The organism is Ideonella sp. B508-1 (genome assembly GCF_000333615.1).
Taxonomy (GTDB): Bacteria; Pseudomonadota; Gammaproteobacteria; order Burkholderiales; family Burkholderiaceae_C; genus Ideonella.
This window is the reverse complement of record NZ_BADL01000294.1, coordinates 1-22,394: the sequence shown is the minus strand read 5'-3', so window position 1 is coordinate 22,394 and position 22,394 is coordinate 1. Positions and strand designations below refer to the sequence as shown.

The 22,394-nt window shown below is 68.6% G+C and carries 18 protein-coding genes; 9 read left to right on the top strand and 9 right to left on the bottom strand.

Translation table 11 applies throughout. The features are described from left to right. The 3 genes from I73_RS12695 to I73_RS32585 all read left to right on the top strand — a co-directional run. Positions 1 to 902, top strand: a 902-nt coding sequence (locus I73_RS12695; protein ID WP_022980956.1) for a helix-hairpin-helix domain-containing protein, incomplete at its 5' end; no start/stop codon positions are given. Positions 903 to 1,060: 158 nt separating this feature from the next. Next, a complete protein-coding gene (locus tag I73_RS27705; RefSeq protein WP_022980955.1) occupies positions 1,061 to 4,954 on the top strand; it encodes a type VI secretion system Vgr family protein in 3,894 nt (1,297 codons plus the stop codon). Continuing rightward, positions 4,932 to 5,393 (top strand): hypothetical protein, encoded by a 462-nt coding sequence (locus I73_RS32585; RefSeq protein ID WP_148289788.1) that lies wholly within the window; start codon positions 4,932 to 4,934, stop codon positions 5,391 to 5,393. Before I73_RS27705 ends, I73_RS32585 begins: the two co-directional genes overlap by 23 nt. A 29-nt stretch (positions 5,394 to 5,422) precedes the next feature. Here the strand turns inward: I73_RS32585 and I73_RS12685 are convergent, their stop codons facing one another. Then, a complete protein-coding gene (locus tag I73_RS12685; protein WP_022980954.1) occupies positions 5,423 to 6,379 on the bottom strand; it encodes a LysR family transcriptional regulator in 957 nt (318 codons plus the stop codon). 87 nt (positions 6,380 to 6,466) lie between these two features. Between I73_RS12685 and I73_RS12680 the strand changes: the two genes are divergently transcribed. Further along, complete coding sequence (locus tag I73_RS12680; RefSeq protein ID WP_022980953.1) at positions 6,467 to 7,423, top strand: AEC family transporter; 957 nt, start codon at positions 6,467 to 6,469, stop codon at positions 7,421 to 7,423. A 10-nt stretch (positions 7,424 to 7,433) separates the two neighbouring features. On the opposite strand, the gene I73_RS12675 is transcribed toward I73_RS12680, so the two are convergent. The 5 genes from I73_RS12675 to I73_RS12655 all read right to left on the bottom strand — a co-directional run bounded on the left by I73_RS12675 (position 7,434) and on the right by I73_RS12655 (position 12,788). After that, positions 7,434 to 8,279, bottom strand: coding sequence for a shikimate dehydrogenase (locus I73_RS12675; protein WP_026096668.1), 846 nt, complete (start codon positions 8,277 to 8,279; stop codon positions 7,434 to 7,436). Positions 8,280 to 8,323: 44 nt separating this feature from the next. Further along, positions 8,324 to 9,733 (bottom strand): MFS transporter, encoded by a 1,410-nt coding sequence (locus tag I73_RS12670; RefSeq protein WP_022980951.1) that lies wholly within the window; start codon positions 9,731 to 9,733, stop codon positions 8,324 to 8,326. Positions 9,734 to 9,789: 56 nt separating this feature from the next. Next, positions 9,790 to 10,701, bottom strand: a complete 912-nt coding sequence (locus I73_RS12665) for a sugar phosphate isomerase/epimerase (protein ID WP_022980950.1) — start codon at positions 10,699 to 10,701, stop codon at positions 9,790 to 9,792. A 17-nt stretch (positions 10,702 to 10,718) separates the two neighbouring features. Then, a complete protein-coding gene (locus tag I73_RS12660) occupies positions 10,719 to 11,603 on the bottom strand; it encodes a 4-hydroxyphenylpyruvate dioxygenase (RefSeq protein ID WP_022980949.1) in 885 nt (294 codons plus the stop codon). 63 nt (positions 11,604 to 11,666) lie between these two features. Then, positions 11,667 to 12,788 carry a porin gene (locus I73_RS12655; protein ID WP_022980948.1) on the bottom strand — a complete coding sequence of 374 codons (1,122 nt, stop codon included), beginning with the start codon at positions 12,786 to 12,788 and terminating at the stop codon, positions 11,667 to 11,669. Positions 12,789 to 12,990: 202 nt separating this feature from the next. Here I73_RS12655 and I73_RS12650 point away from each other — a divergent pair, with 202 nt between their 5' ends. Next, on the top strand, positions 12,991 to 13,749 hold the full coding sequence (locus I73_RS12650) for an IclR family transcriptional regulator C-terminal domain-containing protein (protein ID WP_022980947.1): 759 nt from the start codon (positions 12,991 to 12,993) through the stop codon (positions 13,747 to 13,749). Positions 13,750 to 14,003: 254 nt separating this feature from the next. Then, positions 14,004 to 15,458, top strand: coding sequence for a PKD domain-containing protein (locus I73_RS12645; RefSeq protein WP_022980946.1), 1,455 nt, complete (start codon positions 14,004 to 14,006; stop codon positions 15,456 to 15,458). 23 nt (positions 15,459 to 15,481) lie between these two features. On the opposite strand, the gene asd is transcribed toward I73_RS12645, so the two are convergent. Further along, entirely contained in the window at positions 15,482 to 16,348 is an 867-nt protein-coding gene (gene asd, locus I73_RS12640) for an archaetidylserine decarboxylase (RefSeq protein ID WP_022980945.1), read from the bottom strand. Between the two features lie 65 nt (positions 16,349 to 16,413). On the opposite strand from asd, the gene I73_RS12635 reads away from it, so the two are divergent. Then, positions 16,414 to 18,069 (top strand): aminotransferase class III-fold pyridoxal phosphate-dependent enzyme, encoded by a 1,656-nt coding sequence (locus I73_RS12635; protein WP_022980944.1) that lies wholly within the window; start codon positions 16,414 to 16,416, stop codon positions 18,067 to 18,069. Positions 18,070 to 18,162: 93 nt separating this feature from the next. Here I73_RS12635 and I73_RS12630 read toward each other — a convergent pair whose 3' ends face one another. After that, on the bottom strand, positions 18,163 to 18,813 hold the full coding sequence (locus I73_RS12630; protein ID WP_022980943.1) for a hypothetical protein: 651 nt from the start codon (positions 18,811 to 18,813) through the stop codon (positions 18,163 to 18,165). Positions 18,814 to 18,943: 130 nt separating this feature from the next. Between I73_RS12630 and I73_RS12625 the strand changes: the two genes are divergently transcribed. Beyond that, positions 18,944 to 20,197: a glycosyltransferase family 1 protein gene (locus I73_RS12625; protein ID WP_022980942.1), complete on the top strand. Its 1,254-nt coding sequence runs from the start codon at positions 18,944 to 18,946 to the stop codon at positions 20,195 to 20,197. On the opposite strand, the gene lplT is transcribed toward I73_RS12625, so the two are convergent. Continuing rightward, positions 20,177 to 21,397 carry a lysophospholipid transporter LplT gene (gene lplT, locus I73_RS27700; RefSeq protein ID WP_022980941.1) on the bottom strand — a complete coding sequence of 407 codons (1,221 nt, stop codon included), beginning with the start codon at positions 21,395 to 21,397 and terminating at the stop codon, positions 20,177 to 20,179. The genes I73_RS12625 and lplT overlap by 21 nt on opposite strands. 176 nt (positions 21,398 to 21,573) lie before the next feature. Between lplT and I73_RS27695 the strand changes: the two genes are divergently transcribed. Further along, the coding region (locus tag I73_RS27695) for a hypothetical protein (protein WP_148289786.1) at positions 21,574 to 22,394 on the top strand (821 nt) is incomplete at its 3' end.

The following is a 22,394-nucleotide window of genomic DNA, read 5'->3' as shown; positions in this document are numbered from 1 at the left end:
TGGTGGGGGTGGTGCTGGACAAGCGCCCGGCCGCGGATCCGGAGGATCCCTCACGGGATCGGGGCGAACCCTTCGACCTCTACAAGCGCCTGGGTGGCCAATGCCCCGTGTGCGGCAGCCCCATCGAGCGCGAAGAGGGCGAGGTGGACTGGCGCTGCACCGGCGGCCTGACCTGCCCGGCCCAGCGCAAGCAGGCCTTGCTGCACTTTGCCAGCCGCCGCGCCATGGACGTGGAAGGCCTGGGCGACAAGCTGGTGGACCAACTGGTGGACGCCGGCATCGTGCGCGCCATCCCCGACATCTACAAGCTCGGCTTCTCATCCCTGGCCACGCTGGAGCGCATGGGCGACAAGAGCGCCCAGAACCTGCTGGCCGCCATCGACAAGAGCAAGACGACCACGCTGGGCCGCTTCCTGTTCAGCCTGGGCATTCGCCATGTGGGCGAAGCCACGGCCAAGGACCTGGCACGCCACTTCGGCAACATCGACCGCCTGATGGACGCCCGCGTGGAAGAGCTGCTGGAGGTGAACGATGTGGGCCCGGTGGTGGCCGAAAGCATCCGTCACTTCTTCGACCAGCCGCACCACCGCGAGGTGGTGGAACAGCTGCGCGCCGCTGGCGTGCACTGGCCCGACGAGGCCGGCCTGGCCAGCGACGCCCCGCGCCCGCTGCTGGGCCAGGTGCTGGTGCTGACCGGCACGCTGCCCACGCTCAGCCGCGACGAGGCCAAGGCCCTGATCGAGGCCGCGGGCGGCAAGGTGACCGGCTCCGTCTCGAAGAAGACGAACTACGTGGTGGCCGGCGAAGAGGCCGGCAGCAAGCTGGACAAGGCCCGCGAACTGGGCATCACCGTGCTGGACGAGTCCGGGCTGCGCAGCCTGCTGGGCGGCGGAACAGACTGAGGTCGTCAAAGGCCGTGGGCGGGGGCTTGTCCATGGCGTAACACCCGTATCCAAACCTTGCCATAGGCCGGGTTTGGGACGTGACACCCTCTGCTGGGGGATGGTGACACGGCACGGGTTGGCGACACTGGCCGCTCCGTCATTCGCCGGTGCCCCGCATGGCTGCCTCGTTTCCCGATCTCGACGCCCTGAGCGCCTTCACCTGGCTGGAAGAGACCGAGCGGCTGATCACCCTGCGCACGGCGCTGCCGGCGCTCAACCTGGTGGCCACGCGCCTGGTGATGCGTGAGGCCGAGGGGCAGGGCTTCGAGCTGATCCTGGACGCGGTCTCCACCTCGGCCTACCTGCCGCTCAAGAGCCTGATCGGCGAGCAGATGACCGTGGGCCTGCGCCAGGCCGATGGCACGTATGCCCCCTGGCACGGCTACGTGACCGAAGCCGCCCAGCTGGGCAGCGACGGCGGCCTGGCCCGCTACCGCCTGGTGATGGCGCCCTGGGTGGACATGCTCAAGCTGCGCCGCGACAGCTTCGTCTTTCAGGACAGGACGGTCCCCCAGATCCTGGACGACCTCTTTGCCGACTACCCCTGTGCCCAGTGGCGCTGGGAGTTGGCCGACGCTTCGGCCCTGCGCACCCGCTCGCTGTGCATCCAGTACCGCGAGAGCGACTGGGCCTTTGTGCAGCGCCTGCTGGCCAGCGAGGGCCTGAGCTGGCACATCGAGCACCTCGGGGAAGACGACGCCGCCACCGCGGATGAACAAGGCAAGGCCCGCCACGTGATGGTCATCACCGACGCCGGGGCCGAGCGCGCCGACCTGGGCCCCATCCGCTTTGCCGCCCTGCACCCCACCGCGGTGGTGGCCGGGCTGGAAGACCCGATCACCGGCTTGGCCGCCCAGCGCAGCCTGCCGCCCAACGCCGTGGCCCTGGGCAGCTGGAACTACCGCAGCCTGGCCGGGGCCAGCGCCGAGCTGGCCAGCGCCCTGGACCTGGGCGAGGTGCCCTGGCTGGAACAGTACGACGGCAGCGGGGCGTATCGCTTTGCGGACACCCAGGCCGCCGAGCGCGCCGCCCGCCTGGCCCTGGGTGCGCTGGAACTGCAGGCCAAGCGCTTTGCCGGCCAGGGCGGCGCCCGGGTGCTGCGCGCGGGCGCGCAGTTCCAGCTGATCGACCACCCCCTGTACGGGGCCAACACCACCGCCCCGAGCTATGCAGCCGCGCTGACGGCCAGCCATCCGCGGCCCGACAACGCCTTCACCGTGCTGGCCGTCGAACACCATGTGGCCAACAACCTGGGCGACCAGGCCGCCGAGCTGCTGAAGAACACCAGCCTGGCCAAGGGCGGCTACCGCAACCAGTTCCAGGCCGTGCCGGCCGCCGCCCCCGTGCTGCCGCGCCCCCAGCGCCGGCCCACCGCGCCCACCCTGCTCACCGCCCGGGTGGTCGGCCTGCAGGATGAAGCCCTCACCACCGAGCGCGACCACCGCGTCAAGGTGCAGTTCCACTTCCAGCGCGGCGCCAGCCCCAACCCGGGCGGCCTGCCGCATGCCTACAGTGCCGATGAGACCGGCAACGCCCCAGGCAACGAGCAGAGCGGCACCTGGGTGCGGGTGGCCACCCCGGCGGCCGGCGCCAACTGGGGCGCCGTCTGGGTGCCGCGCATCGGCTCGGAAGTGGCGGTGCAGTTCATCGAAGGCGACATCGACCGCCCCATCATCGCCGGCGGCCTGCCCAACGGCGACCAGCCCCCGCCCTTTGCGGCGGGTGTGGACGCCGGGGTCAACCACCCCGGCGTGCTGGCCGGCCTGCACAGCCGCACGCTGGACGGCCAGCACACCCAACAGTGGGTGGTGGACGACGCCCCCGGCCAGCTGCGCACCCGGCTGGCCACCACGCACACCGGCAGTGAGCTGAGCCTGGGCCATCTGATCAACCAGAGCCCGAGCAGCGCCCAGCGCGGGGCCTGGCGCGGCAGCGGCTTCGAGGCCAACACCCAGGGCTGGGCCAGCCTGCGCGCCGGAGCGGGCCTGCTGGTGAGCACCCAGGCGCGCAGCGGCACCTACGGCTCGGCCCAGGGCGCGCAGATGGACGCCGCCGAGGCCCTGGCCCAGCTGCAATCGGCCACCGAGCTGGGCCAGCGCCTGTCACAGGCCGCCCAGGCCATCGGCGCCCAGGCCCTGACCAGCACCGAAGAGGGCCAGGACCTGGCCAAGCTGCACCAGGCCCTGGACCCGGCTCAGGACGGGCGCCACCCGGACCAGGTCAACGGCCAGGAGGCCAAGATCCCTGCCGATGGACGAGACCCCAGCCAGGGCGATCCCGTCCCCGCCTTCGCCCAGCCCGCCGTGGTGCTGGACAGCGCCGCCGCCCAGCTGCTGGCCACCCCGGCCAGCGTGCAGCAGTTCAGCGGCCAGCGCCTGAGCCAGATCGTGCAGCAGGACCTGCAAACCACGGCCGCCCACACCGCCTCCATCGCCGCGGGCCAGACCGCCAGCCTCTACGCCCACCAGGGCGGGCTGCAGGTCAAGGCGGCCAACGGGCCGGTCTCCCTGCGCGCCCACACCGACGAGTTGAAGCTGCTGGCCGACCAGAGTGTCACGATCACCAGCGTCAACGACGAGATCCGCATCAGCGCGAACAGCAAGATCGAACTCATCGCCGGCCAGTCGGGCATCACCCTGGAGGGCGGCAACATCACCGTCACCACCCCGGGCAGCTTCGCGGTCAAGGGGGCCACGCATGGGTTCCTGGGGGGTGGGAGCCGGGCGGCGAGTTTGCCTGCCTTGCCCAGCAGCCCTCCGCCATCGCAGATGGCCAGCCTCAACGAAGTGGCCTCGCTGAAGCTTGTGACGGCATTGGATGAAGGCTCGGCGAACGATGGCACCGGTACATCCACGCAATTGGCAATGCGCTACCAGCACAGCTATGTGTTCAAGGTAGATCAGTACGACAGCTCAGCGCCCGTCGATTCCTCGACCATTCATTGGCAGGCCCAACAAGTCCTGCGCGATGGCTCTCGAAAGCCTGTCCCGATCCAAGCACAAGGCGAGCAGGCCACGCTGACCGTGGAAGATCTTGAACTCTGCGGCGGGCAGGTGGAGGTCCGGGCCTTCATCCAATCGTCTGGCGCACAGCTGACCGTGCCGGTTCACAACCGGTTCCGCTGGTTCGACGCCAAGATCGTGGCAGAGCAGGTGTCTCAGAGAATTTCGGCACCGTGGCAGATTGATCAAGGCCGTTCATCTCTGTGCGGCATGGCGGCTCTTTTCTATGCCATGGCTCAGAAAAATCCAAGCCGTTACCAGCGATTGACCACCGAACTACACCGGAAGGGTGAATTCACCATCGGCGACTACACCGTCAAACCCAATTCGCTGGTTGCGGAACGCATGTACGAGGTGAAAGCAAGCGATTCTGACTTTCAGCAATTGTCCATGTGGGAGGCCGACTGGATCCTGCTGGCCACGACGCGCAGCGGCGAATCTACGCTGGCCTTCGATGGCCTAGGAACTGGCACGTCAGACCAGCTGAAATCGGTCAACTGGCCCAGCATGATGGCCGACCTCATGGAAAAGGTGGCCGGCTTCGACAAGGCAGAGGAGGTGGATACTGGATCCGTCGCCATGTTGATCAAGAAGTCTTGGCTTGGCAAGTTGCACGATGCCTACTCCAACACAGATCTGGACGCGTTGATGACGATTGATCGCCGTCATCAATCGGGCGAAACAATTCTTCTCATGGTCGATTTCGGAATCTTGACAAACGAAGTGAGCTATTCCGTGTCGGAGGTCTTTACGGATTCACATTGGATCGTTTACGAAGGGGGCCTCCATCTCTTTGATTCGGCAGGAAGAACGACCAAAGACCCCAGCCTCGCGACCACCGTGCAGTTCAAAGCGTATTCATGGGGATCAGACCCTGAATCCGGAAAGAGCATTGACAAAATTTCCGGAAGAGCCGTTCAAAACCCTGTCGTGACAGCTTTCCTAAATGAAGGAATTTCCACCAGCGCTTGGAAGAGCAACTTCTATGGCTACATCGCTGCCAAGTAAAATTTGGGCGATATTTATCGCTCTACTTGCATCATCTTCTTGCTTTGCCGGTGATGCGTGCAGAACTTTCAATTCCAACTTCGTAATCATGGGCTGGACGGAAGCCACCCCTAAAATCATTCTCCTGTACAGATATGAAGATGGCGGCCAATCCTCAACCCCAGCGCCAAGCGCGCCATTGGAATACAAAATTACCACGTTCCAGAACGCGAACGGATCCATCGATTTAGTAATATCTCCTGCCATAAAATCAATATACGCACTCGACACCCACTCCAACTACAAACTGGTGATCGACTCAAGAATTGAGTACTTCATTTCAGAAATAAAATCCAGCAATCTCCCTCGGGTAGGCTGCCCCATTGACTCAGCAAAAGTAAATCAATGTGTGACAGGGGCGGGAAAGGTCATTGCCTTCCCAAGCAACTGCCGCCCATAGGCCTATTTCCCCAAGCCCTCGCCCCGCGCTCACGCGCGCAGTGAGCCTGCGGGCTCAGCCGGCGCCGGATGCCCCCGGTCCGCCTGCGTGAAGAGTTCGGCCACCAGGCCGCGCAGCCAGCGGTGGCCGGGCTCGTCGTGGTAGCGCACATGCCAGTGCTGCTTGACGTGGAAGCCTTCGATGGCGATCGGGCAGCGGAACACGGCCAGGCCATTGGCGCGGGCCAGGGTCTCACCGATGTGCCGGGGCAGGGTCACCAGCAGGTCCGTGCTGGACACCACGGCGCCCAGGCCCAGGAAGCCGGGCAACTCCAGCAGCACCCGCCGCTCGATGCCCTGGCGTGACAGTGCCTTCTCCAGCAGGGCCTGGCCGGTGCCGCCGGTGATGGTGATGTGGGCCTCCGCCCGGTAGCGCGCCAGGGACAGGGTCTTGCGCAGCCGCGGGTGGTGGGCGCTGGCCAGGCAGATCCAGTCCTGCGCGTAAAGCGTCTGCTGGTAGATGCCCGAGCTGAGCCAGGGCGCAAAGCCCAGGGCCAGGTCGGCTTCGCCGTGGGCCAGCGCCTGGGCCACCCTCTCGTTCATCTCGGCCGCCTCCAGCCGCACCTGGGGCGCCAGGGCGCGCACCCGGGCCAGCAAGGCGGGCAGCAGGGTGACGTGGCTGGCATCGGTCATGCAGATGCGAAAGCGCCGCTGCGCGGTGGCCGGGTCGAAGGCGGGCTGTACCGCCACCAGCCGCCGCAGCGCCTCCAGCACCTCGCGCACCGGGCCGACCAGGGCCTGCGCCCGCGGCGTCGGCGTCATGCCGGCGGCCGTGCGCACGAACAGGGCGTCGTCGAGCGCCACCCGCATCTGCCGCAGCCAGATGCTCAGCGTGGGCTGGCTCAGGCCCAGCAGCTCGGCGCTGCGGGTGACGCTGCGGGTGGCGTAGAGCGCATCGAACAGACGCAGCAGCTTGGGGTCCAGCAGGGACGGAGCGATGGCTTCCATTGCGTTTCGCAATATATCCATTCAGACCATTGAATTGCCAATTGTTCCCGGCCGCACTATCTTGCCCGGCTCACCTCCCGGACCCCCATGCTTGCCACCCTTGCCTCCACCGCCCCGGTCTATCTGCTGATCGCCCTGGGCTTCATCGCCGTGCGTCTGGATGTGTTCACCGCGGTGGAGTTGCGCGTGATGGGCCGTTTCGTCCTGCTGATGGCGCTGCCGGCCCTGCTCTTCCAGGCCCTGGCCAAGAGCCCCCGGCCCTCCGGCCCGGAAGGCATGTACCTGCTGGCCTATGCCGGTGGCTCCCTGCTGTCCTTCGGCCTGGTGCGGGCCTGGGCCCGTCATGCCCGGGCCCAGACCCCGGCCTCGGCCGCCCTGTCCGGTGTGGGGGCGGCGGTGTCCAACAGCGGCATCATCGGCTACCCCATCGTGGCCCAGTGGCTCGGGCCCACGGCCGGCCTGGGTCTGGCGCTGTGCATGCTGGTGGAGAACCTGCTGATGATCCCGCTGGCCATGGCCCTGGCCGACCAGGGCGCGGCCAAGGGCCCCTGGACGCAGACGCTCGGGCAGACCGTGCGGGGCTGGGCCAAGCACCCGATGATCATCGCCATCGTCCTGGGCTTTGCGGCGGCCATGAGCGGGCTGAGCCTGCCCGGCCCGGCGGCCCGGGCCGTCCAGATCCTGGCCGGCGCCACCTCGCCGGTGGCGTTGTTCGTGATCGGTGGCTCGCTGTGCGGCGTGCAGCTCCAGGGGCAGCGCCTGGACATCGCCGGCGTGGCCGTGGCCAAGCTGCTGGTGCACCCCGCCTGCGTACTGCTGGCCATGGCCCTGCTGCCCGGGATCTCGGCGGACATGCAGGCCGCTGGGGTGCTGTTCGCGGCCATGCCCATGCTGAGCATCTATCCGCTGCTGTCCATGAAGCACCAGTTGGAGGGCCGCGCGGCCGCCATCCTGCTGGTGGCCACGCTGCTGGCCTTCCTCTCGATCGCGGTCTGGATGTGGGGCCTGCCGCAACTCTGGCCGGTGCATCCCGCCACGGCCTGAGTCCCGCAGGTCAGGCCTCGGTCTCGGCCTCGAAGCGGGCCACCGCCCGCAGCTCCTCGGGCGTGGCGCTGCCGTAGCCGAAGAACTCGAGGTAGGCCGGAATCATCTCGAAGAGCATGTCCTTGCCCTGTTGCACGGTGCAGCCCCGCGCCAGCGCCGCCGCCAGAAAGGGGGTGATGTCCTGGTGCATCACCACCTCGCCGGCCCAGGTGCCCGGGGCCACGCGGGACATGTCGAAAGGCAGGGGATCGCCCTCGTTCATGCCCAGCGGCGTGGCGTTCACGATGAGGTCGAAGCCGGCCGGATCGTTGCTGCCCACGGTGACCCGCAGCGCGGGGTGGTGCTCGCGCAGCCGCGCAGCCAGGGCCTCGGTGGGGACGGCACGCAGGTCGTGCAAGGCCAGCTCGGCCAGGCCGGTGGCGGCCAGGGAAGCCGCAATGGCCGAGCCGACGCCGCCGGTGCCGGTGATCAGGGCCCGCCGCCCCTGCGGGACGAAGCCCTTGCGCAGGATGCCGCGCACGAAGCCGGCGCCGTCGAACTGGTCCCCCAGAAAGCGGCCATCCGGGCGGCGCAGCACCGCATTGCAGGCGCCCGCCACGCGGGCGGTGGGGGTCAGTTCGTCCACCAGGTCCATCACGCTGACCTTGTGCGGCATGGTGATCAGGGCCCCCCGCAGATTGGTCAGGCCGCGCAAGGCCTGGAACAGCGTGGGGAAATGATCCGGCTGCGATCCCATCGGCACGACGACGGCGTTGATGCCCTTGGCCGCGAACCAGGGGTTGTAGATCATCGGGGACTTGAAGGTCCGGGTGGGAAAGCCGATGTGCGCGATGAGTTCGGTGTTGCCGTTGATCAAGGCCATCTCCTGTGGCGCAGGGCGTGGGGGCCGTGCATCCTGGTTCAATTGAAAAGCCGCGAGCGGTGCGACTGGGACACGACTTCGTCGCGCTGACGGTGGTAGTCCTTCAGCGGCACCGGCTGGGCATGGGGCTGGCCCAGGTCGTCCACGCGCAGCCGGAAGGTCTCGCGGGCGGTGAAGGCGGCGATCGACGCGATGACCGTGACGCCGAAGGCCAGGCCGCCGACGATCCAGGGCACCTGGGTCGATCCCGGGGGCGCCACGGTGGCGAACAGCGCCGGCAGCAGGGCCGTGATCATGGTGCCGATGTTCTGTGAGATGGCCATGGCCGAAACGCGAGTCCGCGCGGGGAAGAGCTCGGGATAGAAGCTCGGGAAGATGGCGTTGTAGCCCTGGTAGACCACGCCCCACATCAGCAGCGAGAACAGCATGGCCAGCGGCACGCTGTGGATGCTGATGGACCACAGGTAGGCGAAGGACAGCAGGCCCGAGAGCAGCGAGCCGCCGATGATGAGCGGCCGGCGGCCGATCTTGTCGGACCAGTTGCCCACGAAGGGGATCACGATCACCGCGACGATGTTGCCCAGCACGGGAATCCACAGGTACACCGACTTCTCGAAGCCGATGCCGTAGCCCGGCTGCACCGCATAGGCGGCCCCGAAGATGGTGGTGACCACGGGGATCACGTTCATCAGCGCCATGCAGACCACGCGCAGCATGTCCGGCCAGTGCTGGGTGAAGGCCTGCAGCACCGGGGTGCGGGCGCGCTGGCCCTGGGTCTCCTGACGGGCGAACACCGGCGTCTCATGCACCTCGCGGCGGATGTAGTAGCCCGCGATGATGACCACGAAGCTCAGCAGGAAGGGGATGCGCCAACCCCAGTCGTTGAACTGCTCCTTGGGCAGCAGGGCCGCCAGCGGCAGGAAGACCGCCGCCGCCAGGATCTGCCCGGCCTGCACGCCCTGCAGCGTGAAGCTGGCGAAGAAGCCGCGGCGGCCGAAGGGCGAGTGCTCCAGGATCATCGAGCTGGCGCCCGAGATTTCGCCGGCCACGGCAAAGCCCTGCACCAGGCGCAGCAGCACCAGCAGCATCGGCGCGAGCAGGCCCACGTGGTCGTAGGTGGGCAGCAGGCCGACGGCCATGGTCGACAGGCCCATCAGGAACATGCACAGCAGCAGCACGTTCTTGCGGCCGTAGGTGTCGCCCCAGTGGCCCAGCACCATGGCACCGATGGGGCGCGCCACATAGCCCACCCCATAGGTGGCCAGGGAGGCCACGATGGCCACACGCGGGTTGCTGGAGGGGAAGAAGATCTGCGGGAAGACCAGGGTCGCGGCGGTGGCGTAGATGAAGAAGTCGTAGTACTCCAGCACCGAGCCGATCCAGCCGCTGGCCGTGGCCCGCTTGACCTGGTGTGAGCCCTCGGGCTCCGAGTCATGGAAGGTCGTCATGTGTGTCTCCTGACGGGGTTCCGACGTACGTCGTGTTGTGAATGGGGGGGCGGGGGTCAGCGCACGCGGCGCGGCGCGCCAGGCAGGGGGACACCCCGCCGCAGAACCTCCTCCGCCAGCCACAGGGCGCTGGCGTGGGCCCGCCCGGCGACGAAGGCCAGCGGCAGCTGCTGGTAGTCGTCGTTGAAGACCTCGAAGCTGTAGTCGCCCCGGTAGCCCATGGCATCGAGGTGGCGCACCAGCGTGGCCAGGGCCTGGCTGTGCACCCCCTCGCCGGGGAAGACCCGGAAGTGGCGGGCCGTCTCGATGCGTTCCTGCGAGGTGCGCGTCTCCTGCCACATGAAGTCGGCCAGCTGCACCAGGAAGATCTTGTCGGGGTCGACATTCTCCAGGGCGGTCAGCGGCGTGCCGGTGGCGAAGATATGGTACGAATCGACGCCCAGGCCCAGGTTGGGATAGTCGGCCTCCTCGACCAGGGACCAGGCCTCGTCCACCGCGCTGACGTGGCGGCCCCAGGACAGGGCCTCGTAGGCCACCCGCAGGCCGTGCGGCAGGGCCAGCATGGCCAGCTTGCGCAGGTCCCGCACCTGGGCCTCGCGCTCGCCCGTGGCGTGCTGGGAGGTGGAACTGCAGGCCAGCAGCACCTTGGCGCCCAGGTCCCGCGCCATGCCGATCATCTGCTTGGCGATGTCCACCTTGTAGTCGTGCAGATGGCCGCTCAGGCCCTCGAAGTCCCGCAGCACCTGGAAACCGGTGACGCGCAGACCGCTGGCCCGCACCGCGGCGATGGCGGCCTCGATGCCCTGCGGGTGGCCGACGATGTCGCGGGCCGCCAGCATGATCTGCTGGAAGCCGGCCTGGCGCGCGGCGGCCAGCTTGGCCTCCAGCGGGCCGGCGAAGGTGATGGTGTCCACGCCGAAGCCGGCGATGCGGGCCGCCAGAGCGGCCGGGGTGGTGAAGGAACGCATGGCGGATCTCTGTGGCGTCAGCGCGGCTCGCGCACGAGCTCGAAGCTCGGCCCGGTGTCGCTGGGCGTGGTCAGGGCGCCGCGGTCGCGTTCCTGCGCGGGCGCGCTCAGCGGGGCGAACTCCACCCCCTGGGCCTGCAGCGCGGCCACCGTGCCCGGCACATCGTCGCAGGCCAGGGCCAGCCGCTCCAGGTACTCGTCGGCCGACACGTCGGGCCAGGTGTCGGCCACCGGGTCGATGAGCTGCCAGTAGATCTGTCCGCAGGGGCTGGCCAGGATGCAGCCCCGGTGCATCACGCCGAAGTGCTGCTCGGCCGGCAGATCGCGGAAGCCGAAGAGCTCGCGGTAGAAGGTGAGCCAGTCCACCATGCGGTCGGTGCCGATGTACTGAACCAGGCCGAAGAAGCGCAGCCCGTGGCGGGCCGGCGGATGCAGATCCACCCCGGGGATGGGAATGAAGTCCACGTCATAGATCGAGAAGTCGCCGCAGCGGTCCACGAAGTAGATGCGGCTGTCGCCCACGCCATGGATGGCCGGGATGTTCAGCTCCATCACCTCCACCCGGGAGGGCACACCCCAGGCGCCCAGGTCCAGCACGCGCCGGTAGGCCTGGCCCGCGTGGCGCACGCGGAAGGCCACCGCGGCGATCCGCGCCACCTCGGCGGGCGGCGGCTGGTCGGGGTCGCGGTGGGCATTGACGATCACGTTCATGTCACCCTGGCGGTACAGCAGCACCTCGCGCGAGCGGTGGCGCGCCACCGGCCGGAAACCCAGCCGCTCCAGGCTCTGGCCGAAGATCTGCGGCTTGGCCGTGGTGTATTCGACGAACTCGATGCCGAGCAGGCCCAGCGGGTTGTCGAAGGCGCGGGAGGCTTCCCGCGGGTCAGGGTGGATCGTGGTCATCTGGAGCTCCCTGCGGGCCGGGCCAGTCCCGGCACCGCGTCAGGCATCGGTCGAAAAGGTCCGTCAGAAGCGGTGGACGATGCCCAGCTGCACACCGCTGATGGTGCGGCCGTTGATGTCGGCCGCTTGCGAGAAGTTGTCCTTCAGGCCCGCCGACCCGGCCGGCCGCCAGCCCCCGGCGCTGTCGTTGCGCAGGGTCTCCACCTGGCCCAGCAGCATGGTGCGCTTGGAGAGGTCGTAGTAGGCCGTGAGGGCGGCGCCGTTGGCCCCGCGGTCGCGGTGGGACTGGTCGGCGATGCGGCCCACCAGCGCCCCCAGGCGCAGCTGCGGCGTGAGCTTGTAGTCGGCCGAGAGCTGGACGATGTTGTAGAAGTTGTGCAGATCGGCGTTGGTGCCCGCGTTGACGCCCCCCACATTGCCCAGGATGGTGCCGGCGTTGTTGCTCACCGCGGTGGCCGTGTTGTTGTTGCTGTGCACATAGGCCAGGTACACGGTGGTCTTCTCGCCCATCCAGTTGGCATAGAGGTTGTCGTAGACCACGTTGCGGTCCACGGTGGCGCCCGCCTGCGGACGACCGCGCAGGCCCAGGTAGCCCAGGCGGTAGGCGTCGGCCACGTAATCCAGCGCCCACTGGTAGACCATGGCGCGGTTGCCGCTGGCCGATTCCGGCAGGGCGGCATGCAGCTCCACCTGCACCCCCGCCAGGCGCGGCGACAGGTAGGACACGTCGTTGTCGTAGCGCGAAGGCACGCCGAAGTTGTTGATCACCGAGCCCAGCGTGCGGGCCGTGTGGTCGATGTAGCCGCCACGCGTCTGGATGGGGCCGTTCTGCCGCCCGATGCGCAGCTCGCCATAGTCCTTGCTGGCCAGCCCCACCCAGGCCTGGCGGTCCCAGAAGCGGCTGCCATCGGCCTGGGTACCGTTGTCGGCGCTGAAACCGCCTTCCATCTGGAACTTGGCGGACAGGCCACCGCCCAGATCCTCCAGCCCCCGCACGCCGAAGCGGCTGCGCAGGTAGGCGCCATCTTCCACGCTCTTGATGGTGGCGCCCGAGCTGCTGCGCATGGCGTTGAGGTACTGGTCCAGCGAACCGTACAGGGTCACGCTGGACAGGGATTGGGCCTGGGCGGCACCGGCAGCCAGAAGGGCGGCGGCGGCGATCAGGTGAGGACGGGCAAAGAACATGGCAAGTCTCCTGTCGTGGGGCCCCGTTCGCGGGGCTTTCTGGTCTGGCAATCGGCCGCTGGCGGTGATTGCGCGGGGCGGATGGTGAAAGACAGGTCCTTGATCCACAAGGGCAGAAGTGCATGTCCGCGCGATAATCGCGCAAACTGCGCGCACTTCATTCCAAGCGCGGGAAAGTCCTGAACCCTCACCGGAGGCCTGCATGGAGATTCAGCAACGCGACGTGATCGAAGGCCTGGGCAAGGGCCTGCAGGTGATCGAAGCCTTCGACGAGGACCATCCGCGCCTGACCACCACGGAGACGGCGGAGCGCGTGGGCATCACCCGCACCGCCGCGCGCCGCTACCTGCTCAGCCTGGTGCACTTCGGCTACGCCCAGACCGACGGCAAGCGCTTCTGGCTGCTGCCCCGGGTGCTGCGCCTGGGCCAGAGCTACCTGAACGCGGCGCGGCTGCCACGCATCATCCAGCCCTTTCTGCAACGCCTGGCGGCCGAGTGCCAGGAGAACTTCGGCTTCACGGTGCTGGACGGCCACGAGGCCGTCTACGTGGTGCGCAGCAGCAACCCACGCCTGGTCACCATCGGCTTTCCGGTGGGCGCGCGCGTACCGGCCCATGTCACCACGCCGGGCATCGCCATCCTCTCGACCAAGTCCGAAGCCTGGCTGGATGCCTGGATCGGCGAGCACCAGTTCGGCGCCTTCACACCCCAGACGGTCACCTCACCCGACGAGTTCAGGCGCCATGTCCATGCCGCGCGCGACCTGGGCTACTGCGTCATCGAGCAGCAGTACACGCCCGGCCTGCGGGGCATCGCCGTGCCCACCAAGGACCGCAAGGGCCACTGCGTGGGCGCCATCAGCACCACGCTGCCCATGCACCCGCTCAGCCGCGAGGAGGCGGTGGCCAAGCTGCTGCCGCCGCTGCTGTCCACCACCGAGCTGCTGCGGGAGCTGATCTAAGCCCCGCCGATGCACACCTCTGGTGCAGACGGAGACCGGCACGGTGGATTTACAGACACCGTCGCCGGCCCGACACAAATTCGCAGCTACATTCATCGCCGGGTTGTCTCAACCCGCCACAGTTTGCGCCGTTCCGCCCGGTGGGGCGACACGGAGTCTCTCCCTCGCTGATCGAGCGAATTCACGACGATTCCCGAGGGTGCCCCCATTCAGGAGCCAGGATGAGCGCCGTTTTGTCACAGGGATTCCGAGCCATGCTGGTCGCGGGGCTCATCGCCGTGCTGTCCGCCTGCGGCGGAGGCGGTGGCAGCAGCGCCGACAGCAACTCCGGCAATGGCGGTGATTCGGGCTCGACGCCGCCGGTCACCCCCACGGGCCCTGTGGTGGCCGCGATCGCGGCCTCGCGGGTCTCTGGCACCGCACCGCTGGCGGTCCAGTTCGACGCCACGGGCACCACCACCACGCTGGGACTGGACACCTTCCGCCAGCTGAACTACAGCTTCAATTTTGGCGACGACCGAGGACTGACCTGGGCGGTATCCGGCCTGCCCAAGAACACCGAGACGGACGGCCCGATCGCCGCCCATGTCTTCGATGTCGCGGGGTCCTACATCGTCCAGGTGACGGCCACCGACCCTGTCTCCGGCAACCAGTCCAGCGCCAAGGTGACCGTGACGGTCAATTCGCCGGACAGCATCTACAGCGGCACCCAGACCGTCTGCGTCTCCGGCGCGGGCCACTACACGGGCTGCCCCACGGGCGCGGCAAAGACCACCAGCCTGCCCACAGGCACCGGCTGGAACGGCAAGCGGGTGTTGCTAGCGCGCGGAGAGAGCTTTGGCGACATCAGCATCCAGGATGGCAATGCGGGCGTGCAGGTCGGCAGTTTCGGCAGCGGCGCACTGCCCATGGTCAGTTCCGTGGGCATCGGCTCCGAGCGACCACAGACGGCCAACTTCGCCACCGACATCACGGTCATGGACCTGGCCGTGGCCAACGAGGTGACACAGAGCCTGGGCAAGCAGGTGCTGCTCTACCGACTGGACCTCACATCCGCCAGCGACAACCATGGCATCTACACCGGCGGCATGAGCTACTGGGCCCAGTCCGATCCTTACCGCGTGGTGCCCACCAGTGCTTTCTACTACGCCCAGCAGATCTTCTTGGTGGAGAACAAGGTCACCGGCTCATTCAACGACGCTGGCTACAACTTCTTCGGCGATGGATCCCAGTTCGCCATGCTGGGCAATGTGATGGGCGTGTCCAAGTACCACACCGCCCGCTTCACCAAGCTGCGCAAGGCCATCGTGGCCCACAACGAACTCAAGGGCATCAACCCCGCAGGCATCTATCACAGCCTCAAGCTGCACAGCGGCGGCCTGACGCCCTACACGGATGCCTATGTCGACGACGCCTGGTATTCCGAACAGGTGGTGGTATCGCACAATCTTTTCGGCAACGCAGCAGACACCAACCAGTGGACGGTGGCCATCTGCCCGGAAAACGACAGTTCGGCCGAAGGCATCCAGAACGTCCTGGTGCAGTCGAACACCTTTGTGCGCAATGCAAGCACCTCACTGGACCTGGCGCTGGGCGGCCGCTCGCTCACTTACCGGAACAACACCGCCAACGGAGGCGCCATCCTGGAAGATCAGGGCCACACCGGCGCCTTGCCGGCCTCCTGGGTGGGGCCGTACTACAGCGACTGATCGTTTCCTGACGAGAAGGCCACTCACCAGCGCATCAAGGCCTGGCCCATCTTCACCCGTGTTCCCACCGCCATGCCCTCGGCCAAGGTGAAGCCCGGGGGCGCAAACACGATGATGGTGGAGCCGTGCTGGAACCAGCCCAGGTCCTGGCCCTTGGTCACGTGCGCGCGGCAAGGCAGCTCGTCCGGCCCGCGGTAGCGGGTGTGCAGCAGCAGGTCCATGAACTTCAGGCGCAGGCTGGCCACCAGCACCGCCGCAACCGGCACCAGGGCCAGCGGATGGCCGCCGCGGTCCAGCTTCAGGTGGATGGCCGCGCGCTCGTTTTTGCAGAACAGGCGCTCCACCCGCTTGAGCGCGATGGGGTTGACGTTCCAGGTGTCGCCGGCGATGTGGGTCACATGCTGCACCATGCCATCGGCCGGCGCGTGGAAGTGGTGGTACATCGCCGAGGTCAAGCGCAGCGTGACGAAGACACCGTCGCGGTAGGGCGCCGCGCGCTCGGCATGGCCGAACAGATCGGCCACCGTGTACGGAAAGCCCTTGGCCTGCCAGACCTGGCCGTCCTGCACCGTGCCGCAGGCGCCCACGATGGCGTCGCAGGGGCTGGCCAGCACGGCCGGGTCGGCGTCCACCGTGCGGGCACCGTCCTTCAGCTCGCGCACAAAGCAGTCGTGCAGGCTCTCGAAGCGCTGCTGCTTCGCTTCGCTCAGGTCCAGCTCGGTGAACAGCTGCCACACGCCGATGGACAGGCGCGCCAGCAGCGGGCTGCGGATCTGGCTGAACCAGCCCATGGCATGGGTGGCCGCCAGGCGGGGAATCCGGTTGGTCAGCAGGAAGTTCAGATCTTCTTGTTGCAGCAGGCGGTCACGCCAGGTACGCAGCACTTTCATGGGGATGTCAACAGCAGCGGGTACAGATACGCCTTTGGGAGCAGTCTCCCAGGACGATGTGACAAATGAACGAGACCCTGACCCTGAGCGCCGTGGCTGCGGCCGCCCTGCTGACCCTGGCGCCGAAGGTGGTTCGCCGCCTGCAGCTGTCGATGGCCAAGCACCCCTCGCTGACCGGCCACTCGCGCATGGCGCAGCGGGTGGCCCGGCTGCTGCCCGGCTATGCCTATGACACCGAGCAGTTCTTCGGCTGCGACGACGCCCCCGCCGAAGTGCAGGCCCAGCGCCGCCAAGGCTTCGCCGCCCTGGCCCAGCGCCTGGGCGAGCAGCATGCCCGCTCCATCGCCTGGACGGACGCGCTGCGCCCGGGCCTGTCGGACCTGCAGTTCACCAGCCAGTACCGCGTGCCCTTCCAGTTCAGCCCCTACCTGCGCCAGCGCATCAAGCTGGGCAATGTGGGCGTGGCCACGCAGGGCAGCACCCTGACCGACCTGGACGGCCAGGTCTACGACGACCTGACCGGCTCCTACGGCGTCAACCTCTTCGGCCACGACGTCTACAAGCGCCTGATCGCCCAGGGCAGCGCCCTGGTGGCGGACTACGGCCCGGTGCTGGGCACCCTGCACCCCTGCGTGGCGGGCAATGTGGAGAAGCTCCAGCGCCTGTCGGGCCTGGACGAGGTGAGCTTTCACATGTCCGGCACCGAGGCGGTGATGCAGGCGGTGCGCCTGGCCCGCTACCACACCAAGAAGCGCCACCTGGTGCGCTTCTGCGGCGCCTATCACGGCTGGTGGGAGGACGTGCAGCCCGGCCCCGGCAACCCCCTGCCCCCGCGCGAGACCTACACCCTGCGCGACCACGATGACCGCAGCATCGAGGTGCTGCGCACCCGCAACGACATCGCCTGCGTGCTGATCAACCCGCTGCAGGCCCTGCACCCCAACAAGGCCGCGCCGGGCGACTCGTCCTTGGTGGACAGCTCGCGCCGCGCCCACTTCGACCGCGTCGCCACCACCGCCTGGCTGAAGAAGGTGCGCCAGGTCTGCACCGAGCGCGGCATCGTGCTGATCTTCGACGAGGTCTTCATGGGCTTCCGCCTGGGCCGCGGCGGCGCGCAGGAATACTTCGGCGTGCAGGCCGACATGGTCACCTACGGCAAGACACTGGGCGGCGGCCTGCCGGTGGGCGTGGTCTGCGGCCGCCGCGAGCTGATGCGCCGCTTCAACGACGCCCACCCGGCCGACATCTGCTTCGCCCGCGGCACCTTCAACGCCCATCCCTACGTGATGGCCTCGATGGCGGCCTTCCTCGACTACCTCGAGACCCCCGAGGCCGAGGCGATGTACGCCCGCTTCGACACCGTGCAGGACCAGCGCGCCGAACAGCTCAACCGCCGGCTGGAAGTGGCCGGCCTGCCGGTGCGCGTGGCCAACATGACCAGCGTCTGGACCGTCTATTACACCCAGCCGGCGCGCTACAACTGGATGCTGCAGTTCTACCTGCGCGACCAGGGCCTGCTGCTGAGCTGGGTGGGCACGGGCCGCCTGATCTTCAACCTGGCCACCACCGACGAGGACTTCGAGCGCATCGCCAGCCGCTTCGTCGCCGCGGGCCAGGCCATGCAGGCCGACGGCTGGTGGTGGCAGGCCCCCGGCCAGAGCGACAAGGGCATCCGCCGCGGCATCCTGCGCGAACTGATCACCCACTGGCGCAAGCGCTGAGCCTCATGACGGGGTTCCTGGCGGACCCCGCAAGCACAAGGGCCCGCCGGCTTGCACCGGCGGGCCCTTCTTTTCAGAGGGCGCTCTCGGCCCTCAGGTCAGCGAGACATCCTCGGCCTCAGGTTCATGCTCGGCCACATGTTCCATCGGGTCCAGGCGCTGACCGCGCAGCAGGTAGAAGGGCGACTTCCAGTACAGCATCACGTCGTGCACCGGGTCGGTCAGGATCTTGCTCATCCAGCACAGGCCGGCCAGCGGGCCTTGCAGGAAGAACAGGTGCACGGTGCGGAACAGCAGGCCACCCGCGCCCAGCGCCAGCCAGAAGATGCCCACGTCGTGCCAGTAGCCCGACACCAGCCCGCCCGTCTCGCCGGCCGGCTCGATCAGGCCGAACAGGCTGGGCGACAGCGCCAGCAGCAGCGGCACCGCCACCCAGATGCCCATCAGCACCACCTTGCGGCGCAGGTTGTAGCCCACCTTGACGTCTTCCTTGTACTGGAAGCTGACGTCGTTGACGCGGTCGTAGCCGCGCGGCTCGAAGAAGAAATGGCCCGCCTGGCGGCTGACCATCGACACGCCCCAGCCCAGCAGGCCGGCGGCCGCGGGGTCGACAAACAACAGCGCATAGGCCACCAGAAAGCTCAGTGCGCTCAGCAGGTGCAGCGACTGGTTGATGCGGCACTGGTGGTAGAAGCGATGGTCGTCCCAACGCTGCTCTCGCAGCAGCTTCATGAACTCGTTCACCGGGTCAACTCCAAGAAAAATGAGTGACCGGAGCATGACGAGGCTTGATGAAGCTGCCGTGACGATCTCCCTTCGTGTGGTGGGGTTGCACCGTCATCGGATTGTTGCGAAGCATGCTCACCATGGGCGCATGCGCCCTGACAACACCGTTGCCGACATCGTCGTGGACGACTACCCCGCCCAGCGACGTTCGCTGCGCATCGCGGTGGTCACCGAAACCTACCCGCCCGAAGTCAACGGCGTGGCCCGGACCATCGCCAGCGTGGTGGAGGGCCTGCGAGCCCACAACCACGACCTGCAGCTGATCCGGCCAGGCCAGAAGAAGGGCGAGCGCGCCATCGACGGCGAGAGCTTCCACGAGGTGCTGATGCGCGGCCTGCCCATCCCGCGCTACCCGCAGCTGCGCATGGGCCTGACCTCCAAGCGCACCCTGGTCAAGCTCTGGTCCACCCAGCGGCCGGACATCGTGCACATCGCCACCGAAGGGCCGATGGGCTGGTCGGCCCTGCAGGCCGCGGCGCATCTGAAGATCCCTCTGTGCTCGGACTTCCGCACCAACTTCCACGCCTACAGCAAGCACTACGGCGTGGGCTGGCTGCACAAGCCCATCATGGCCTACCTGCGCAAGTTCCATAACCTGACGCAATGCACGATGACGCCCGACGAGGGCCTGCGCCGCCAGCTCACCGACTATGGCTTCCGCAATGTCATCGTCGTCTCGCGCGGGGTGGACACCACCCTGTTCCACCCGCTGCGCCGCAGCGCCGCGCTGCGCGCGCAGTGGGGCGTGGCGCCGGATGATCTGGTGGTGCTGCACGTGGGCCGCATGGCCGCCGAGAAGAACCTGGGCACCCTGATCGAGGCCTACGAGGCCCTGCGCCAGGCCCAGCCCCGCGCCCGCCTGGTGCTGGTGGGCGACGGCCCGGCCCGCAAGGAGATCCAGCAGCGCCTGCCCGAGGCCATCTTCGCCGGCATGCGCCATGGCGAGGACCTGGCGGCCCACTACGCCAGCGCCGATCTGCTGCTCTTCCCCAGCCTGACCGAGACCTTCGGCAACGTCACGCCCGAGGCCATGGCCAGCGGTCTGCCGGTGCTGGCCTTCGACTACGCGGCCGCGGCCCAGCTGGTGCGCCCGCAGCACTCGGGCATGCTGGCCCCCTTCGGCAACATGGCGGCCTTCCAGCGCATGGCGGTGGACCTGGCGCGCGACCCGGAAGGCCTGCGCGTGATGGGCCAGAACGCCCGCCTGACCGCCGAGACCCTGGGCTGGGAGCGCATCATCGACCAGATCGAGCGCCTCTACGCCGACCTGATCGCCGGCCGCCCCGTGCTGCGCGCAGAGGCGGGCGCCGGCATCAGCGCCTCACCGCTGGCCCGCGCCTGAGCAGACCGCGCCCAGGCGCGCCTGGCGGCGCAGCGCGCGGCGCCGGGCCATCAGCACGAGCATGAAGGCGGCGATCAGGCCGCCAAAACCCATCATCAGCGGCACCAGGGGCAGGGCCAGCGCATGCAGGCCCGCGTAGACGCCCAGCATCGTCAGCACGCTCAGGTTCTCGTTGAAACCCTGCACGGCGATGGACCGCCCGGCCGTCAGCAGCTGGTGGCCCCGGTGCTGCAGCAGCGCGTTCATCGGCACCACCAGGATGCCGCCCACCGCGCCGGTCAGCACCAGCAGCGGCAGGGCCGGGCCCAGGGTGGTGAGCGGTGCCACCGCCGCGATCAATCCCCCCAGCGCCACGCCCGCCGGCAGCACCCGCATGGCCCGGTGCAGCGGCACGAAGCGCCCGGCCAGCGACGCCCCGGCCACCACCCCCAGCGCCACCACGGCCTGCAGATAGGCGGCCCGGTCCAGGCCCAGGCCCACCCGCTCGGTGGCCCAGCGCAGCACCGCGAACTGCAGCACCCCGCCGACGCCCCAGAACAGCGTGGTCACCGACAGCGACAGTCCGCCGGCCGCGTCGCGCCACAAGCGCAGGTTGGCGCGCCAGAAGTCCGCGCTCAGGGCCAGCGGGTGCCACACCGCCTTGGGGTAGCGCGCGCCGCTGTCGGGCACGCCCCATTGCAGCACCGCCGCCAGCCCATACAGGCCCAGCAGCAGGCCCAGCGACACCTGCAACCCCAGGCTCAGCATCGTCGGCGACACCAGGCCGCCGCCCAGCACCGTGCCCAGCAGGGCCGCGCAGACGATGGACACCTCGATCCAGCCATTGGCCGCCACCAGCTGGTGCGGCGGCACCAGCTCGGTCACCAGGCCGTACTTGGCCGGCGCATAGCCGGCCGCGCCCAGACCCACCACCGCATAGGCCGCCACCGGGTGCAGCGGCAGCAGCATGCCGCCCAGGCCCAGCATCTTCAGCGCGTTCATCCAGGCCATCAGCCGGGCTTTGGGCAGGGCGTCGGCCAGCGGGCCCACCACCGGCGCCAGCAGCACATAGGACAGCGTGAAGGAGAACTTCAGCAGCGGCGCCCACCAACCGGGCAGGCCCTGCTGCTGCAAGAGCGCGATGGCCACGATGAGCAGCGCGTTGTCGGCCAGGGCCGAGGTGAACTGCGCCGCGATCAGAAGAAGGAAACCCCGTGGCATGCCGCTGTCTGTCTCCCTGGGCCGTGGCCCGACACTGCGAAACGTCCTGCGAACGTCGTGCGAAACGTCGCAAAACCGCGCAGTAGACCGGCCCGCCGTGCCACGGTGATGACAGCCGCGCGACACCCCCTTGCGGTGGATGGGCCGCACCCGGGGCCGCTGCTAGAGTGCCCGCCATGCCGCGCCCGCCCCTTCGCCCTGCCCGACCGCCCCGGTGGCGGCTGGCCCGCGCCGGGCTGGCGTTGAGCCTGGTCCTGGGTCTGGCCTTGAGCCTGGCCACCGGCCTGCGCGCCAGCACCCCGCTGCGGCCCGCGCCCCACCCCGGCCTGGCCCAGCTGCCCCCGCAGATGCTGTGGGCCTGGGAGCGGCCCGAGGACCTGCGCGGCCTGCCGCCGGGCACCGGCGTGGCCTGGCTGGCCACGTCCATCCGACTGCGCGGCGAGGCCGCCGACATCCGGCCGCGCGCCCAGCCGCTGCGCGTCTCGCCCGGCACCGTGCTGCTGCCGGTGCTGCATGTGGACGCCGACCCGCGCGACCGCCCCGCCCTCAACCCCGCCCAGCGCGAGGCCATCGTGGCCACCGCGCTGCGCCTGGTGCAGGGCCAGCCGGTGCACGCGCTGCAGCTGGATTTCGAGGTGCGGCGCTCGCAGCGCCCCTTCCTGGCCGAGGTGGTGCGTGCGCTGCGGGCACGGCTGCCAGCCGAGGTCGCGCTGTCGATGACCGCCCTGGCCTCCTGGTGCGCGGGCGACGCCTGGATGGACGGCCTGCCCGCCGACGAGATCGTGCCCATGGCCTTCCGCATGGACCGCGACGACCGCACCCTGCGGGCCCTGCTGGCACGCGACGGGCACTTTCCCCGACCCTACTGCCAGCAGGCCGCCGGCACCGCCACCGACGAAGCACCGGTGGCCGGCCTGCAGGCCCCGCGCCGCTACCACTTCGCCCCCCAGCCCTGGACCCGAGACCAATGGACCGCCCTGCTGAACACGACTCTAGA